This window comes from Rubrivivax albus (genome assembly GCF_004016515.1).
Classification (GTDB): Bacteria; Pseudomonadota; Gammaproteobacteria; order Burkholderiales; family Burkholderiaceae_C; genus Rubrivivax; species Rubrivivax albus.
This window is the reverse complement of record NZ_SACT01000002.1, coordinates 130,560-146,498: the sequence shown is the minus strand read 5'-3', so window position 1 is coordinate 146,498 and position 15,939 is coordinate 130,560. Positions and strand designations below refer to the sequence as shown.

17 protein-coding genes and 1 tRNA gene are annotated in these 15,939 nt (G+C 68.3%); 5 read left to right on the top strand and 13 right to left on the bottom strand.

Annotated elements, in window-relative coordinates; translation table 11 throughout:
- Positions 1-15 precede the first annotated feature (15 nt).
- Complete coding sequence (locus ENE75_RS06895; RefSeq protein ID WP_128197176.1) at positions 16-648, bottom strand: c-type cytochrome; 633 nt, start codon at positions 646-648, stop codon at positions 16-18.
- An 82-nt stretch (positions 649-730) separates the two neighbouring features.
- On the opposite strand from ENE75_RS06895, the gene yihA reads away from it, so the two are divergent.
- A complete protein-coding gene (yihA, locus tag ENE75_RS06890; protein ID WP_199232237.1) occupies positions 731-1,420 on the top strand; it encodes a ribosome biogenesis GTP-binding protein YihA/YsxC in 690 nt (229 codons plus the stop codon).
- 28 nt (positions 1,421-1,448) lie between these two features.
- Here yihA and ENE75_RS06885 read toward each other — a convergent pair whose 3' ends face one another.
- From ENE75_RS06885 to ENE75_RS06835, 11 genes are all read right to left on the bottom strand, one after another.
- Positions 1,449-3,137 (bottom strand): DUF1631 family protein, encoded by a 1,689-nt coding sequence (locus ENE75_RS06885; protein WP_128197171.1) that lies wholly within the window; start codon positions 3,135-3,137, stop codon positions 1,449-1,451.
- Between the two features lie 118 nt (positions 3,138-3,255).
- Entirely contained in the window at positions 3,256-4,908 is a 1,653-nt protein-coding gene (gene groL, locus ENE75_RS06880) for a chaperonin GroEL (protein WP_128197169.1), read from the bottom strand.
- A 129-nt stretch (positions 4,909-5,037) separates the two neighbouring features.
- Positions 5,038-5,328 carry a co-chaperone GroES gene (gene groES, locus ENE75_RS06875; RefSeq protein ID WP_128197167.1) on the bottom strand — a complete coding sequence of 97 codons (291 nt, stop codon included), beginning with the start codon at positions 5,326-5,328 and terminating at the stop codon, positions 5,038-5,040.
- Between the two features lie 210 nt (positions 5,329-5,538).
- Complete coding sequence (locus tag ENE75_RS06870) at positions 5,539-5,757, bottom strand: DNA gyrase inhibitor YacG (protein WP_128197164.1); 219 nt, start codon at positions 5,755-5,757, stop codon at positions 5,539-5,541.
- A gap of 49 nt (positions 5,758-5,806) precedes the next feature.
- Positions 5,807-6,568 carry a cell division protein ZapD gene (gene zapD / locus ENE75_RS06865; RefSeq protein WP_259371703.1) on the bottom strand — a complete coding sequence of 254 codons (762 nt, stop codon included), beginning with the start codon at positions 6,566-6,568 and terminating at the stop codon, positions 5,807-5,809.
- 5 nt (positions 6,569-6,573) lie between these two features.
- Positions 6,574-7,194, bottom strand: coding sequence for a dephospho-CoA kinase (gene coaE / locus ENE75_RS06860; protein ID WP_233258970.1), 621 nt, complete (start codon positions 7,192-7,194; stop codon positions 6,574-6,576).
- Positions 7,195-7,207: 13 nt separating this feature from the next.
- A complete protein-coding gene (locus ENE75_RS06855; protein WP_128198215.1) occupies positions 7,208-8,119 on the bottom strand; it encodes a prepilin peptidase in 912 nt (303 codons plus the stop codon).
- Between the two features lie 13 nt (positions 8,120-8,132).
- A complete protein-coding gene (locus ENE75_RS06850) occupies positions 8,133-9,356 on the bottom strand; it encodes a type II secretion system F family protein (RefSeq protein ID WP_128197162.1) in 1,224 nt (407 codons plus the stop codon).
- Positions 9,357-9,362: 6 nt separating this feature from the next.
- On the bottom strand, positions 9,363-11,090 hold the full coding sequence (gene pilB, locus ENE75_RS06845) for a type IV-A pilus assembly ATPase PilB (protein ID WP_128197159.1): 1,728 nt from the start codon (positions 11,088-11,090) through the stop codon (positions 9,363-9,365).
- 111 nt (positions 11,091-11,201) lie between these two features.
- Positions 11,202-11,278, bottom strand: a tRNA-Pro gene (locus tag ENE75_RS06840).
- A 19-nt stretch (positions 11,279-11,297) separates the two neighbouring features.
- The gene (locus ENE75_RS06835; RefSeq protein ID WP_128198214.1) at positions 11,298-12,239 is read right to left on the bottom strand and encodes a polyprenyl synthetase family protein; all 942 of its coding nucleotides are present in this window, start codon (positions 12,237-12,239) and stop codon (positions 11,298-11,300) included.
- Between the two features lie 229 nt (positions 12,240-12,468).
- On the opposite strand from ENE75_RS06835, the gene rplU reads away from it, so the two are divergent.
- From rplU to proB, 4 genes are all read left to right on the top strand, one after another.
- The gene (gene rplU / locus ENE75_RS06830; protein WP_128197157.1) at positions 12,469-12,780 is read left to right on the top strand and encodes a 50S ribosomal protein L21; all 312 of its coding nucleotides are present in this window, start codon (positions 12,469-12,471) and stop codon (positions 12,778-12,780) included.
- Between the two features lie 14 nt (positions 12,781-12,794).
- Positions 12,795-13,052 (top strand): 50S ribosomal protein L27, encoded by a 258-nt coding sequence (gene rpmA, locus ENE75_RS06825; RefSeq protein ID WP_128197155.1) that lies wholly within the window; start codon positions 12,795-12,797, stop codon positions 13,050-13,052.
- Positions 13,053-13,121: 69 nt separating this feature from the next.
- Positions 13,122-14,183: an Obg family GTPase CgtA gene (gene cgtA / locus ENE75_RS06820; protein ID WP_128197152.1), complete on the top strand. Its 1,062-nt coding sequence runs from the start codon at positions 13,122-13,124 to the stop codon at positions 14,181-14,183.
- Positions 14,180-15,295, top strand: coding sequence for a glutamate 5-kinase (gene proB, locus ENE75_RS06815; RefSeq protein WP_128197150.1), 1,116 nt, complete (start codon positions 14,180-14,182; stop codon positions 15,293-15,295). The genes cgtA and proB overlap by 4 nt, the downstream gene beginning before the upstream one ends.
- A gap of 18 nt (positions 15,296-15,313) precedes the next feature.
- Here proB and ENE75_RS06810 read toward each other — a convergent pair whose 3' ends face one another.
- A complete protein-coding gene (locus tag ENE75_RS06810; protein WP_128197148.1) occupies positions 15,314-15,895 on the bottom strand; it encodes an RNA pyrophosphohydrolase in 582 nt (193 codons plus the stop codon).
- Positions 15,896-15,939 lie beyond the last annotated feature (44 nt).

Here is a 15,939-nt window from a genome sequence, read left to right as displayed (position 1 = left end):
CTGTGGCGCTGCGGGTCAGCGCAGGCCGGCGATGTAGTCGGCCACGGCCTTGATCTCCGCGTCGTTCATTTTTGCGGCCACGCCCGTCATCTGGGCGTTGTTGGCGCGGGCGCCGGAGCGGAAGGCCAGCAGCTGCGCTTCGGTGTACTCGGCATGTTGGCCGGCCAGTGCCGGGTACTGGATCGGCAGGCCCGCGCCAGCCGGGCCATGGCAGCCCGAGCAGGCCGGGATCTTGCGGTCGGCGATGCCGCCACGCCAGATGCGCTCGCCCAGCAGCACAGTGTCCTTGTTCCGCGCTGCGCCCGGCTTGGCCTGCTTGCTCGCGTAGAAGGCGGCGATGTTGACGATGTCCTCTTCGCTCAGCGCGGCGGCCATGCCCTGCATGATGGCGTTCTGGCGCTTGCCCGACTTGAAGTCGTGCAGCTGCTTGGCCAGGTACTCGGGAAACTGGCCGGCCAGGATGGGGTTGGCCGAGGCACCGCGCGAGCCGTCCGCCGTGTGGCAGGCCTGGCACACGGCCGAGGCGGCCTGCCCCTTGGCGAGGTCGGGCTTGGCGGCGGGAGCGCCGGCGCCGGCGGCCAGCGCCGGGAGGGTGGCCAGGGCGAGGGCGGCGAGCGACCAGGCGGAACGCAGGGCGGTGGATGTCATGCTCGGGTCAGGCGGGTGAGTGACACGCCGCCGCACGGGGCGAGGGCGCATGGGTTCAAACCCGAAGATTTTACAATGTCCCATGACGTTCGCTTCGCCGCCTGCCGTGGCGCCCCTGGATCCCCATGCGCGCGCGCTGGCCTGGGCGCATGGCGCACGCTTCCTGACCACCGCCAGCCGGCTGCCGGAACTGCCGGTCGACGAGTTGCCGGAGCTGGCGTTCGTCGGCCGCAGCAATGCCGGCAAGTCGACCGCGATCAACACGCTGGCGCAACAGCGTCGCCTGGCTTTCGCATCGCGCACCCCGGGGCGGACTCAGCACATCAACCTGTTCGACATCGGTCCGAAGGATGCGCCCGACGCTCGTCTGGCCGACCTGCCGGGCTATGGTTACGCGGCGGTCGACCGCGGGGCCAAGCTGCGCTGGCAGGAGGTGATGGCGTCGTACCTGCAGTACCGGCGCAACCTCGCGGGGGTGGTGATGATGGTCGACTCGCGGCAGGGCTTCACGCCGCTGGACCAGCGCCTGCTGGCCCTCATCGCGCCCCGCGTCCTCAGCGGTGAAGTGCGTCTGCTCGTGCTGCTGACCAAGGCCGACAAGCTGTCGCGGCGTGATGCGCAGAAATCACTGGCCGCGGCCCAGGTCGTGCTGGCCGACGTGGCCAGCGACGAGGCCGACGTTGGTCTGCTGCTCTTCTCTGCCTTGTCCAAGCAGGGTCTGGGCGACGCGGCGGCCCACCTCTGGGGGTGGGTGCACCCGGCGGCCGACTGACCTGGCGCGAACGCTGGGCCCGGGCCGCTCAGGTCTTCTCGGCGTTGCGCAGCACCTGGACGGCGGCGGAGCGCAGCATCGAGCGGATGCGCAGCACCTTCAGCAGCCCCTCGGCGCGCAGGCGCAGCAGCGCGGCGCGGCGCAGGGCGACGGTGTCGTCGGCCTGGCCGCGGCCGAACAGGTAGGCCTCGCCGTGGCGGCCGATGTGCAGCAGTTGCACGCGCTGCCACTGGCCCTGGATGAAGATGCGCAGCCAGTCGCCCACCCGCCGCTGGCGCAGCCATTCGGGCGGGTCGGCCTCCTGCTTTCCAGCGCCGGGCAGGTTGTCCAGCAGATCCGCGGGCACGGTGTCGAGCTGACCTTCGTCGAGCGGGCCGGCACCGGTGGGCGGTGGCGCGCCGCCGACCAGGCTGTCCTCCTTCTGCTGCAAGGCCTCGATGTCGGCGCTTGCCCGCTGCAGGCGCGCTTCGAACCTTGCGCGGTCCTCGGCCAGCAGGCGGTCGAGGCCGCGGCGGTAGAGCGAGGCCTCGGGCACGGGTTCGCGCGCCATGGTGTCGATGAGCTGCTCGGCCAGCTGGAGCACGGCCTCGCGTTCGGCACTGCCTTCGGCGTGCAGCGCGGCCTGGTGAGCCGTCATGTCCATGAACCGCCAGATAGGGTGCGTGTAGTCGTCGAGCGCGCTGTCGTCGCGCAGCACCAGGCGCAGGGCCGATGGCTGCAGGCGGGCCAGCACGGCGCGGATGTCGCGCGCGATCCGCGGGTCGGACAGCATGGCCTCGAACAGCCGCGAGAGCATCTCGATGACCTGCTGGTCGACCGAGGACCGCGCATGGCGCACCATGCGGGCCCGCTGGGACTCCAGCAGCTGGGCACGCACGGTGGGCGGCGCATCCGCGGGCAGCGCGCGCAGTGCTTGGTCGACGTCGGCGATCACGCGCTCCAGCGGCACCTGGCTGGTCGCCGGGTCCTGGGCCGCTTCGATCGGCGCTGGCAGCTTCTGGCGCACCATGTGCAGCGTGGGCGATCCTTCGCCCTGCCACGATTCCGACGGGCGCGTGCTGCGCTTGCCCCCGGGCAGGATGAGTGTGCGGTAGGTGGCCGGTTCGATGCCCTGCGATTCCAGCCGCGCACAGGCACCGGCATAGGCCTTGCGCAGCACCTGGGCCAGGGGCTGCGCCGCATGGCGCATCAGGCGGGTCTGGTAGGCGCGCCCCAGGGGCAGGGCCTGGGCCGCCTCCCACAGGGCCTGTGCATAGGTTTCGGCGCGGAAGGGGTTGTGGTCGCGCGAGACGTCCGGGTCACCGGCCAGGGCCGAGACGTAGGCCGACAGCTCCCGCAGTTCGTGTTCGGCCACGCTGCGGATGGCCTCGATGGCATGCGAGGTCTCGACGTCGGCGGCGATCTCGGTCTCGTCCAGCAGCGAAAGGCCAAGGGCCGGCGCTGCGGCCGGCGCCGCCTGCGCAGGCGCCTGGCCGGCAGCCTCGGCACGCACGTGGCGGCGGACGGCGTCGACGAAGCGCTCCACCAGCCGCCCGCGGTGGGCCGGCCCGGACTGCAGCAGTTCGGCCACGATGCCGCGCTCGTGGTGGTCGAGCCCCGGCACGTTGTCGGTCATGGCGCGCCAGGTGACGTCGAAGACCTGGTCGGCGACCATGGGCAGCCGCATCAACTCGTCGTCGATGAACTGCAGGCGGGCGTTGGCGAGGCGGCCGTTCATTGCGCCTGATTATCGACGCACGGAGAAATCGTCCAAGCCACGAAAAAGGGCCCGCGCCGTTGCCGGCGTGGGCCCCTCGCGACACGGCCTTGCGGCCGTTGGCGACTGGCAAGGCTGCTTACATGTCCATGCCCATGCCGCCCATGCCGCCCATGCCGCCGGGCATGCCGCCGCCGGCCGGGGCATCTTCCTTGGGCATCTCGGCGACCATGCACTCGGTGGTCAGCATCAGGCCGGCCACGGAGGCGGCGTTCTGCAGCGCGGTGCGGGTGACCTTGGTGGGATCCAGGATGCCCATCTCGATCATGTCGCCGTAGGTGTCGTTGGCGGCGTTGTAGCCGTAGTTGCCCTTGCCCTCGAGCACCTTGTTGATGACGACGCTGGGCTCGCCACCGGCGTTGGCCACGATCTCGCGCAGCGGCTGCTCGACGGCGCGCAGCACGATCTTGATGCCGGCGTCCTGGTCGTGGTTGTCGCCCTTGAGCGAACCGGCCACGGCAGCGCGGGCGCGCAGCAGCGCGACGCCACCACCGGCGACGATGCCTTCCTCGACGGCGGCACGGGTGGCGTGCAGCGCGTCTTCCACGCGGGCCTTCTTCTCCTTCATCTCGACCTCGGTGGCGGCACCGACCTTGATCACCGCCACGCCGCCGGCCAGCTTGGCCACGCGCTCCTGGAGCTTCTCGCGGTCGTAGTCGCTGGTGGCTTCCTCGATCTGGATGCGGATCTGCTTGACGCGGGCCTCGATGTCGTCGGCCTTGCCGGCGCCGTCGATGATCGTGGTGTTCTCCTTGCCCACCTCGACGCGCGCGGCCGAGCCCAGGTCGGCCAGCGTGGCCTTCTCGAGCGTCAGGCCCACTTCCTCAGCGATCACCTTGCCGCCGGTCAGGATGGCGATGTCCTCCAGCATGGCCTTGCGGCGGTCACCGAAGCCCGGGGCCTTGACGGCGACGACCTTCAGGATGCCGCGGATGGTGTTGACCACCAGGGTTGCCAGCGCCTCGCCTTCGACTTCCTCGGCGATGATCAGCAGCGGGCGGCCGGCCTTGGCCACCTGCTCGAGCACCGGCAGCAGGTCGCGGATGTTGCTGATCTTCTTGTCGAACAGCAGCACGAACGGGCTCTCGAGGATCGCGCTCTGCTTCTCGGGGTTGTTGATGAAGTAGGGCGACAGGTAGCCGCGGTCGAATTGCATGCCTTCGACGACGTCGAGCTCGTTGTCCAGGCTCTTGCCGTCCTCGACGGTGATCACGCCTTCCTTGCCGACCTTGTCCATCGCGTCGGCGATGATCTTGCCGATCGACTCGTCGCTGTTGGCGGAGATGCTGCCGACCTGGCCGATCTCCTTGCTGGTGGTCGTGGGCTTGCTGGCCTTCTTGAGCTCCTCGACCAGGGCCGTGACAGCCTTGTCGATGCCGCGCTTGAGGTCCATCGGGTTCATGCCGGCGGCCACGAACTTCATGCCTTCGCGCACGACCGACTGGGCCAGCACCGTGGCGGTGGTGGTGCCGTCACCGGCGTTGTCGCTGGTCTTGGAAGCGACTTCCTTGACCATCTGCGCGCCCATGTTCTGCAGCTTGTCCTTGAGCTCGATCTCCTTGGCGACCGACACACCGTCCTTGGTGACGGTGGGGGCGCCGAACGAGCGCTCGAGCACGACGTTGCGGCCCTTGGGGCCCAGGGTGACCTTGACCGCGTTGGCCAGGATGTTCACGCCCTCGACCATGCGGTGACGGGCGTCGGAACCGAAGACGACGTCTTTGGCAGCCATGTGATGTTTCTCCGAAAACGATGAAAGTGGTTCAGGGAGGCCCCGACCGCGATCCGGAGCACCGGATCCGGGCAGGCCCCCATGAGGTTGGCGACGGCCGCGGCGGCACCGCGGCCCGGGCCGGGGGCTTTACTTCTCGACGACCGCGAAGAGGTCGTCTTCCTTCATGACCAGCAGTTCTTCGCCATCGACCTTGACGGTCTGGCCGCTGTACTTGCCAAACAGCACACGGTCGCCGACCTTGATGTTCAGGGCCACGAAATCGCCCTTGTCGTTGCGCTTGCCCGGGCCCACGGCCAGGACTTCGCCCTGGTCGGGCTTCTCGGCGGCGTTGTCGGGGATCACGATGCCGGAGGCCGTCTTGGTCTCGTTTTCCAGGCGCTTGACGATCACGCGATCGTGCAACGGACGCAGCTTCATGGAGGACTCCTGTCGAAAGTCTGTCGTTGAATGGATCTACCGCTCGAAGTGAGCAATAACTGAACTTTGACGGAACACACGCCGGAGGACCGGCGGTTCGTCATCAGCACTCGCGAGCCGCGAGTGCTAACAAGCTGATTATAGGGACGGCGCGTGGCGCTTCAAGGAGTGCCCGCAAAGGCCAGGAGGGTGTGCGTTACCGCGCGCCGTTCAGCGGTCGCGATCGCCTTCGCGGTCGATGGGCGAGCGCGGCGCGTCGGGATCCGCGTCGGCTGGTGGCGTGGTGGCCACGCGGTAATCCTCGCTGGCCCAGGCGCCGAGGTCCATGCCACGGCATCGGGCGCTGCAGAACGGCCGCCAGGGGTTGTCGGCCGCATAGACCGTCAGCTGCCGGCATGTGGGGCAGTGGACCTCGCGGACGCCGTTCATGCGCTGGCGCCGGGGCCTGGTCGGTGCCAGCTGGCGGTGATCGGCCTCGTCATGCGCAAAGGGTCAGCTCGAAGCTGGTGTCGGTGTTGCAGGGGCGCAGCCGCGCGTCACCGTCCGGACGCATGAAGCGCACCGACACCATCAGGCGGTGGCCGGTGATCTCGGGCACGACGGCGGTGCCATCGTCCAGACGCACGCGCAGCAGGTGGTAGCTGCGGCCCTGGGGCAGACTCTGCTGGAACTGGCCGCCGGGCGCGGCCACGCGCTGCGGCGTGCCGCTGTCGCGCAGCAGGCCCAGCAGCACGCGCAAGGCGTGGTCCACCGGCAGGACGGTGGCCACCCAGCGCTGGAGGTCGCCACGCCGCTGCTCCGGCGGCAGCTGCTGCCAGGCGAAGTACGCTGGCAGGTCGAATTCGCAGGTGCCGCCCGGGATGCTGATCCGGCTGCGGATGCTGGTGAGCCATTCGTTGCCGGCCAGGGTCTGGCCAGCCTTGCCGGCCAGCTGGTTCAGCCCGGTGTGCGCGGCCTCGATGCGCCCGATGACCTCGTCGAGCGCCGACTCGGCCACGTGCGGATTGCCGCGGTAGGCCTGGAACTGCGTGCGGTGGCGCTCCAGCTCCTTCAGCAGGTCGGACTTCAGGTCAGCCCGCGACGCGACTTCGACGATCTCGAACAGCGTGGCCAGGGCAAAGTGGTGATCGATGGCTTCGTCGCGCGCGACCAGCCGGTGCAGGCGGTCGAAGAGATGCTCGAGCCGCAGCATCGTGCGGATGCTCTCGTTGAACGGATACTCGTACAGGACCGACGCCACGCGGACTATTGTTCCACAGGGGGTGCGGAGGCTCGCGTCCAGGCCTGCCAGAGCCGCCGGGCCACCGAGCGGAGGTCTGGCAACGACATCGACTCGTCGTTGTGGATCACGGCGTCGGCGATGGCGCGTCGCCGCTCGCGCGTGGCCTGTTGCGCGATGACGCGTCGCACGGCCTCCTCGGTCCAGCCGGAGCGTGCCACCACGCGACGGACCTGGGTGGTCTCCGGGCAGTCGACCACGACGATGCGGTCGACGCGCGCCCGCCAGTGCGCACTCTCGGCCAGCAGGGGCACGTCGAACACCACGGGAAGCCCCGGCGACTGCGCCGCCCGAGCGTCGGCCACGCGGCCGATCAGCGGGTGCAGCAGCGCCTCCAGGCGCCGTTTGGCATCAGGGTCGGCGAAGACCAAGGCGCGCATGCGATCGCGGTCGAGCGCCCCGCGCGCATCGATGACGTCGTCACCAAAGGATGCCGCCACTGCCGGGATGGCGGCACCGCCCGGCTCTGTCAAGGCGCGCGCGATGGCATCGGTATCCACCAGCCAGGCGCCGCAGGCCACGAATTCGGCGGCGACCGTGCTCTTGCCGCTGCCGATGCCGCCAGTCAGGCCGATGCGGGTGATCACACGAGGCCGTTGCTCACCAGCCGATCCAACCCAGCACCGTGGGCAGGCCGAACAACAGCACGCCCACCCCGCCGCCGGCGAGGAACGGCCCGAACGGCACGTAGCGGCCCTCGCGAAGCGCGCCACTGAACTTCATCCCGATGCCGATGATGGCGCCCAGCACCGACGCGAACAGGATGATGGGCAGGATGGCCTGCCACGACAGCCAGGCTCCAAGCGCGGCGAGCAGCTTGAAGTCGCCGTAGCCCATGCCTTCCTTGCCGGTGGTGAGCTTGAACAGCCAGTACACCGACCACAACGACAGGTAGCCCGCCACCGCGCCCCAGACGGCCTGGTCCAGCGGCAGCGACCAGCCCAGCGCCGCCGCCACGAGGGCACCCCACAGCAGTGGCAGGGTCAGCGCATCGGGCAGCACCGTGGTGTCCCAGTCGATCAGCGTCAGCGCCAGCAGCACGGCCACGACGGCGCACCACATCAACGCCAGCGGCTGCGGGCCGAAGCGCCAGGCCACGGCGGCGAAGAGCGCCGCGGTGAGCAGTTCGACAAACGGGTAACGCAGGCCGATGGGCGTCTTGCAGGCCGAGCAGCGACCACGCAGCGCCAGCCACGACACGACGGGAATGTTCTCGTACCAGCGGATCCGGTGGCCGCAGGCGGGGCAGCGCGACGCCGGCCTTGCCAAGCCCAGGGCCGGCAGGCTGCCGAGCGACCCTTCCAGCGCCTTGGCAACCTGCTCCACCGGCGCAGGCGGCTTGCGCGAGAAGACGCGCTCGAACGAGGCGGCATCCGCCAGATGCCCGGCCACGTCGGCCCACCACTGCCGCTCCAGCATCAGCGGCATGCGGTGCGCCACCACGTTGAGGAAACTGCCGACCAGCAGGCCGAGCAGGCCCAGACCCCAGGGGGTCAGCAGCAGGTCCAGCATGCCGGCCGCCGCGTCAGACCACGGCACCGAGCTTGAAGATCGGCAGGTACATCGACACCACGATGCCGCCGATCAGCACGCCCAGGATCACGATGATGAAGGGCTCCATCAGGCTGGACAGGCCCTTGACCATCTCGTCGACCTCGTCCTCGTAGAACTCGGCCGCCTTGCCCAGCATGTGGTCCAGCGAACCGGATTCCTCGCCGATGGCCGCCATCTGCAGCACCATGTTCGGAAACACGCCGGTGGCGGTCATCGACGTGGTCAGTGCCGAGCCGGTGGAGACGTCCTTCTGGATCTGCTCGGTGGCCTCGGCATAGACGGCGTTGCCCGAGGCACCCCCGACGGAGTCCAGCGCCTCCACCAGCGGCACGCCGGCGGCGAACATCGTCGACAGCGTGCGCGTCCAGCGCGCAATGATGGACTTGTTGATCAGGTCGCCGAAGATCGGGATGCGCAGCAGCAACCGGTCCATCGCCTTCTGCATCTTCTCCGAGCGTTTCCACGATTCGAAGAAGAAGTAGATGCCGCCGAACAGCAGCGGGAAGATCACGTACCACCAGCTGACGAAGAACTCCGACATCGCGATCACGGCCAGCGTGGGCGCGGGCAGTTCGCCGCCAAAGGACGAGAACACCTGCTTGAAGGCCGGGATCACGAAGATCATGATCACGGTCAGCACCACGAAGGCGACCACGATCACGGAGATCGGGTACATCAGCGCCGACTTGATCTTGGCCTTGATGGCCATCGTCTTTTCCTGGTACAGCGCCAGCCGGTCGAGCAGCGCTTCCAGGATGCCGCCTGCCTCACCTGCCTCGACGAGGTTGCAGTACAGCGCGTCGAAGTACATCGGGTGCTTGCGGAACGCCGAGCTCAGGCTGGTGCCGGTCTCCACGTCGTTGCGGATCTCGTTGAGCAGCTTGGTCAGGCGCGGGTTGGTGCTGCCGCGCGCGACGATGTCGAACGACTGCAGCAGCGGCACGCCGGCCTTCATCATCGTGGCCAGCTGGCGCGTGAAGATCGCGATGTCCTTCTGCTTGATCGCCTTGCCACCGCTGGTGCGGCGCTTGCGGATCTTGCTGACGAGGATGCCCTGGCGCCGCAGGCTGGCGCTGACCACCGCTTCGCCGCCGGCGCGGATCTCGCCACGCACGACCTTGCCGTTCTTGTCCTTGCCCTCCCATTCGAAGACCAGTTCCTTCGGGGAGCGGGCGGCTGCGCTTGCTGTGGCCATGCAGGATTACTCGTTCGTGACGGTGATGACTTCCTCGAGCGTCGTGACGCCCGCACGCACCTTCACCAGACCGGATTGACGGAGGTCGCGCACGCCTTCGGCCTGGGCCTGCTTGGCGATGTCGAGCGCCGTGCCTTCCGACAGGATGATGCGCTGGATCGATTCCGTTATCGGCATGACTTGGTACAAACCAACACGCCCTTTGTAACCGTTGTTGCAGGCGGAGCAGCCGACGGCGCGGTACGGCTTCCAGTTGCCGTCCAGTTCCTCCGGCTGGAAACCGGCCTTCAGCAACGCTTCCCGAGGGTAGTCGGCCGGCTTCTTGCAGTTCTCGCACAGGCGGCGCGCCAGGCGCTGAGCCGTGATCAACAGCACGCTCGACGCGATGTTGAACGGCGCCACGCCCATGTTCATCAGGCGGGTCAGCGTGGTCGGCCCGTCGTTGGTGTGCAGCGTGCTCATCACCATGTGGCCGGTCTGCGCGGCCTTGATGGCGATGTCGGCCGTTTCCAGGTCGCGGATCTCGCCGACCATGATGATGTCCGGGTCCTGGCGCAGGAAGGACTTCAGGGCAGCGGCAAAGGTGAGCCCGGCCTTGTCGTTGACGTTGACCTGGTTGATGCCGGGCAGGTTGATTTCCGCCGGGTCTTCCACCGTCGCGATGTTCACGCCCGGCTGGTTGAGCAGGTTCAGGCAGGTGTAGAGCGAAACCGTCTTGCCCGAGCCGGTGGGGCCGGTCACGAGCACCATGCCGTAGGGGCGCTGGATCGCGGCCAGCAGGCGGTCTTTCTCCGCCTTCTCGTAGCCCAGGGCCTCGATGCCGAGCTTGGCGCTGGATGGGTCCAGGATCCGGATCACCACCTTCTCGCCAAACAGCGTGGGCAGCGTGCTGACGCGGAAGTCGATGGCCTTGCTGCCGAACTTCAGCTTCATCCGGCCGTCCTGAGGCACCCGCTTCTCGGAGATGTCCATCCGGCTGATGACCTTGATGCGCGAGGCCAGCTTGTCCTTGATCGCGATCGGCGGCTGCGTGATCTCGCGCAGTTCCCCGTCGACGCGGAAGCGCACGCGGTAGTGGTACTCGTAGGGCTCGAAGTGCAGGTCCGACGCGCGCATGTTGATGGCGTCGATCAGCATCTTCTGCAGGAAGCGCACGACCGGCGCATCCTCGACCTCGGTGGTGACGTCCTGCGCCTCCGCGGTCGCGGTGGTGTCCTCCTCGGTGACGTCGAACTCGAAGTCGCCGCCAGCCAGCGTATTGATGGCCTCGTTGGCGCTGGTGCTCTGCGCCTCCAGGATCTTGGCCAGCTTGTCGTACTCGACGACCACCCATTCCGGCGTGAGCTGGGTGGCGAACTTGATGCGCTCGACGACTTCTTGGTCGGTGGGGTCGGCACCGCCGATGAACAGGCGATTGCCGCGCTTGCCCAGAGCGATGACCTGGAACTGCTGCGCGATCTTGCGGTCGATGGCGTTGGCCGGGAGCTTCTGCAGGTCGACGGCCGCCAGATCCAGCAAGGGCAGCGCCAGCGAGGCCGACAAGGTGTGCGCCATGTCGGCCGACTGCAGGGCCCCGGCACCGATGGCGGCCGAGACGAAGCCCACCTTGCGCTCGCGAGCCGACTTCAGGATGTCTTCCGCCGCCTTGGCGTTGAGCTTGCCGGCATGCACCAGCACGCGGGCCACGCCCGACAGGGCGCTTGCGGGGGGTTCGACCGTCGTTTCCAGGGCCATCGGCTTCCGTTCAGCACATGTGACTGCCGACGATCATCGCCGATGAGCCCGGCAGATGTAAATCGACCGCCCGGGTCCATACCGTGGGGCGGTCGACGACAACGTGAATCCTGGTCGGGGTGAGAGGATTCGAACCTCCGGCCTCTACGTCCCGAACGTAGCGCTCTACCAGGCTAAGCTACACCCCGCTGGGCACGGTGATCGCGGTCACGAAGACCGGTTCACCGCCCGAACACATAATTCTAGCAGAGCCGCGCGAGCCGTTGACGGTGGCAGGTCGGCCAGGCACGCGCGGGCGCTGGCGGCCTCGGCCTCGGCCGCGTCGCGCGTGGCGTCCAGCGCACCCGTGCGCCGCACGATGGCCACGATGTCGGCCAGGCGTGCCACCTCGCCGTGCTCGATGGCGCCGCGAATGACTTGGCGCTCCTCTGGGGTGCCGCGTTCCATGGCCAGCAACAGCGGCAACGTGGGCTTGCCTTCGCGCAGGTCGTCGCCGATGTTCTTGCCCAGCGACCGGGCATCGCCCTCGTAGTCGAGCAGGTCGTCCACCAACTGGAAGGCGGTGCCCAGGGAACGACCATAGTCGGCGCAGCGCTCCTCGACCTCCGCTGGGGCGTCGGCCAGCACCGCCCCGAGCCGCGCACTCGCCTCGAACAGCTTGGCCGTCTTGAAGCGGATGACGCGCAGGTACTCGTCCACGGCCAGGTCGGGGTCGTGCATGTTCATCAATTGCAGGACCTCGCCTTCGGCGATCACGTTGGTCGCATCGGCGAGCACCTGCAGCACGCGCATGCGGTCCACCGACACCATCATCTGGAAGGCGCGTGAGTAGAGGAAATCGCCCACCAGCACGCTGGCGGCGTTGCCGAACACGGCATTGGCCGTGGCGTTGCCGCGCCGCAACGACGACTCATCGACGACGTCATCGTGCAGCAGCGTGGCGGTGTGGATGAACTCGACGATGGCGGCCAGTTCATGCCGGGCCGGGCCTTCGAATCCCAGGGCCTGCGAGAACAGCAGCACCAGCCGCGGCCTGATGCGCTTGCCGCCGGCGCCGATGATGTAGTGCGAGATCTGGTCGATCAACGCCACGCGCGACGCCAGCCGATCGCGAATCACCGCATCCACGCGCGACATGTCGGCTTCCATCGGGTCCGCGGCGAGGGGGAGGGCGGTAGCGTCGAGCACGAAGATGATCCAGATCGGAGACCGATTATATGAATGGTGCGCAGACGTGCCGGCCCGATCGCCTGCACCTCTCGCGCGGGTCGGCCTGGATGTGGTATGCTGGAGGGCTTGTCTATTTGGGTTCGCCTTCCACTGGGAGGCTTGCCCGGACGGGCAGGTATTCCACCTTCCTTCAACGAGGATCCCATCCATGTACGCGGTCATAAAAACCGGTGGCAAGCAATACAAGGTTGCAGCCGGCGAAAAGATCAAGGTAGAACAGATTGCTGCGGACGTTGGCCAGGAGATCGTGATCGACCAGGTGCTCGCTGTCGGCAACGGCGCGGAGCTCAAGGTCGGTTCGCCCCTGGTGGACGGCGCCACCGTCAGCGCCACCGTGGTCGCCCACGGCCGGCACGACAAGGTGCGCATCTTCAAGATGCGTCGCCGCAAGCACTACCAGAAGCACGGCGGTCACCGCCAGAACTACACCGAGCTGCAGATCGGCGCGGTCAACGCCTGAAGGAGCACTGATCCATGGCACAGAAAAAGGGCGGCGGCTCAACCCGCAACGGCCGTGATTCAAAGCCGAAGATGCTCGGCGTGAAGGTCTTCGGCGGCCAGGCCATCTCGGCCGGCTCGATCATCGTGCGCCAGCGCGGCACCAAGTTCCACGCCGGCACCGGTGTGGGCATGGGCCGCGACCACACGCTGTTCGCGCTCGTCGACGGTACGGTGTCGTTCAAGGTCAAGGGCCCGGACAACAACCAGACGGTGTTCGTCACGCCGGTCTGACGCCGGTTCGAGCCGAACACCGAAGCCCCGGCCCGCCGGGGCTTTGTCATTTGCGCGCGGAGGTCCAGCATGAAGTTCGTCGACGAGGCGGTGATCGACATCGCCGCCGGCCACGGTGGCGCCGGCTGCGTGAGCTTCCGGCGCGAGAAGTTCATCCCGTTCGGCGGGCCCAACGGCGGTGACGGTGGCCGCGGCGGGAGCGTCTGGATGGTCGCCGACCCCAACATCAACACGCTGATCGACTACCGCTACACGCGTCGCTTCGAGGCGAAGAACGGTGAGCCCGGTCGCGGGTCGGACCAGTTCGGCGCGGCCGGCGACGACATCGTGCTGCGCGTGCCGGTGGGCACGGTGGTCACCGACGTCGACACCGGCGAGCAGGTGGTGGAACTGCTGGTGCCGCACGAGCAGGTCCTGGTGCTCAAGGGCGGCGACGGCGGCTTCGGCAACCTGCACTTCAAGACCAGCACCAACCGCGCGCCACGCCAGAAGACACCCGGGTGGCCGGGCGAGGCAAAGAAGGTGCGTCTGGAACTGCGCGTGCTGGCCGACGTCGGCCTGCTGGGCATGCCCAACGCCGGCAAGAGCACCCTGATCGCGGCCGTGTCCAATGCGCGGCCGAAGATCGCCGACTACCCGTTCACCACGCTGCACCCGAACCTCGGCGTCGTGCGCCTGGGCCCGGAGCGCAGCTTCGTCATCGCCGACATCCCCGGCCTGATCGAAGGCGCGGCCGAGGGCGCCGGTCTCGGCCACCAGTTCCTGCGCCACCTGCAGCGCACGCGGCTGTTGCTGCACATCGTGGACCTGGCGCCCTTCGACGATGCCGACCCGGTGAAGCAGGCACGTGCCATCGTGGCGGAGCTCAAGAAGTACGACCCGAAGCTGCACGCCAAGCCGCGCTGGCTGGTACTCAACAAGCTGGACATGGTGCCGGACGACGACCGCGCCACGCGGGTGTCGGAGTTCGTGCGCCGCTTCCGCTGGAAGGGCCCGGTGTTCGAGATCTCCGCGCTGACCCGCGAAGGTCTGCAGCCGCTGATGGACGCGATCTGGCAGCACGTGGCCGCCGGTCAGGTCAAGGTGGCCGAAGCCGACCTGCGCTTCGATCGTGACGAGGGCGCACCGTGAGTGTCGTTGCCCGCGCGCGCCGCATCGTCGTCAAGGTCGGCTCCAGCCTGGTCACCAACGAGGGCCGGGGCGTCGACGCCGAGGCCATCGGCAACTGGTCGCGCCAGCTGGCCGCGCTGGCGCGCCAGGGGCGCGAACTGGTGATGGTCTCCAGCGGTGCCATCGCCGAAGGCATGAAGCGCCTGGGCTGGACGACACGCCCGCGCGAACTGCACGAGCTGCAGGCCGCCGCGGCCGTGGGCCAGATGGGGCTGGTGCAGATGTACGAGACCCTGCTGCGCGAGCAGGGCATGGCCAGCGCCCAGGTGCTGCTGACGCACGCCGACCTGGCCGACCGGGAACGCTATCTCAATGCGCGCTCCACGTTGCTGACGCTGCTGGGGCTGCACGTGATCCCGGTCATCAACGAGAACGACACCGTCGTCAACGACGAGATCAAGTTCGGCGACAACGACACGCTGGGGGCCCTGGTCGCCAACCTGGTGGAGGCCGACGTGCTGGTGATCCTGACCGACCAGCCCGGGCTGTATTCGGCCGATCCGCGCAAGGACACGGCGGCCACACTGATCACCGAAGCGCGTGCAGGTGACCCGGCGCTGGAACGTATGGCCGGCGGTGCCGGCAGCGCCATCGGCCGTGGCGGCATGCTGACCAAGGTGCTGGCGGCCAAGCGCGCCGCCGGCAGCGGCGCCAGCACCGTGATCGCCAGCGGGCGCGAGCCCGACGTGCTGCTGCGCCTGGCCGGCGGCGAGCCCATCGGCAGCGCGCTGCTGGCCGCCACACCGAAGCAGACGGCGCGCAAGCGCTGGATGCTGGACCACCTGCAGCTGCGCGGTGCCGTCACCGTGGACGACGGCGCGGCCGCCAAGGTGCGCGACGAGGGCAAGAGCCTGCTGCCCGTCGGCGTGACGGCCGTGGCGGGCGACTTCGAGCGCGGCGACGTGATCGCCGTGCGCATGGCCGACGGCACCGAGATCGCGCGCGGCCTGAGCAACTATGCCGCCAGCGAGGCGCGCCGAATCGCCCGTCAGCCCTCGGCGCGCATCGCCGAGATCCTGGGCTATGTCAACGAACTGGAAATGATCCACCGCACGAACCTCGTGCGGCTGTAGCAGGCGGCCGGTGACAGGTCAGCTGCCGGTCTGTTCGGCCGCAGGCCCGTCGCCGTGCGGCGGTTCGCCGCGGGGATCGTGCCGGCGGTCGCGCATGCCAGCCCGCAGGTAGCGGTTGTGATGGGTGGTTCGCGGCAGGAAGCGCGCCAGTTCCGTCAGCGCCATTTCATACACGCCGCGCTTGAACTCGATGACCACGTCCAGCGGCACCCAGTAGTCGTTCCAGCGCCAGGCGTCGAACTCCGGGTGGTTGGTGGCGCGCAGGTTCATGTCACTGTCACGCCCGACCAGCCTGAGCAGGAACCAGATCTGCTTCTGGCCCCGGTAGTGGCCGCGCGCGTCCTTGCGGATGAAGTGGTCCGGCACCTCGTATCGCAGCCAGTCGCGTGTGCGCGCCAGGATCTGCACGTGCTCGGGCCGCAGGCCCACCTCTTCATGCAGTTCCCGGAACATCGCCTGCTCCGGCGTCTCGCCGTGCTTGATCCCGCCCTGCGGGAACTGCCACGAGTGGGTCCGCAGGCGCTTGCCCCAGAACACCTGGTTGCGCGCGTTGAGCAGGATGATGCCGACGTTGGGCCTGAAGCCTTCCCTGTCGAGCATAATCTGACCCCAATTCTTGATTGAAATCATTATGGCACCGCCCT

Excerpts from the sequence above, each read along its gene's own strand:
- rplU (WP_128197157.1), top strand. The coding sequence starts at position 12,469 with ATGTACGCGGTCATAAAAACCGGTGGCAAGCAATACAAGGTTGCAGCC.
- pilB (WP_128197159.1), bottom strand. The coding sequence starts at position 11,090 with ATGGCCCTGGAAACGACGGTCGAACCCCCCGCAAGCGCCCTGTCGGGC.
- groL (WP_128197169.1), bottom strand. The coding sequence starts at position 4,908 with ATGGCTGCCAAAGACGTCGTCTTCGGTTCCGACGCCCGTCACCGCATG.
- ENE75_RS06870 (WP_128197164.1), bottom strand. The coding sequence starts at position 5,757 with ATGAACGGCGTCCGCGAGGTCCACTGCCCCACATGCCGGCAGCTGACG.
- yihA (WP_199232237.1), top strand. The coding sequence starts at position 731 with ATGACGTTCGCTTCGCCGCCTGCCGTGGCGCCCCTGGATCCCCATGCG.
- ENE75_RS06895 (WP_128197176.1), bottom strand. The coding sequence starts at position 648 with ATGACATCCACCGCCCTGCGTTCCGCCTGGTCGCTCGCCGCCCTCGCC.
- rpmA (WP_128197155.1), top strand. The coding sequence starts at position 12,795 with ATGGCACAGAAAAAGGGCGGCGGCTCAACCCGCAACGGCCGTGATTCA.
- ENE75_RS06855 (WP_128198215.1), bottom strand. The coding sequence starts at position 8,119 with ATGCTGGACCTGCTGCTGACCCCCTGGGGTCTGGGCCTGCTCGGCCTG.
- ENE75_RS06810 (WP_128197148.1), bottom strand. The coding sequence starts at position 15,895 with ATGCTCGACAGGGAAGGCTTCAGGCCCAACGTCGGCATCATCCTGCTC.
- ENE75_RS06835 (WP_128198214.1), bottom strand. The coding sequence starts at position 12,239 with ATGGAAGCCGACATGTCGCGCGTGGATGCGGTGATTCGCGATCGGCTG.
- cgtA (WP_128197152.1), top strand. The coding sequence starts at position 13,122 with ATGAAGTTCGTCGACGAGGCGGTGATCGACATCGCCGCCGGCCACGGT.
- groES (WP_128197167.1), bottom strand. The coding sequence starts at position 5,328 with ATGAAGCTGCGTCCGTTGCACGATCGCGTGATCGTCAAGCGCCTGGAA.
- ENE75_RS06850 (WP_128197162.1), bottom strand. The coding sequence starts at position 9,356 with ATGGCCACAGCAAGCGCAGCCGCCCGCTCCCCGAAGGAACTGGTCTTC.
- ENE75_RS06885 (WP_128197171.1), bottom strand. The coding sequence starts at position 3,137 with ATGAACGGCCGCCTCGCCAACGCCCGCCTGCAGTTCATCGACGACGAG.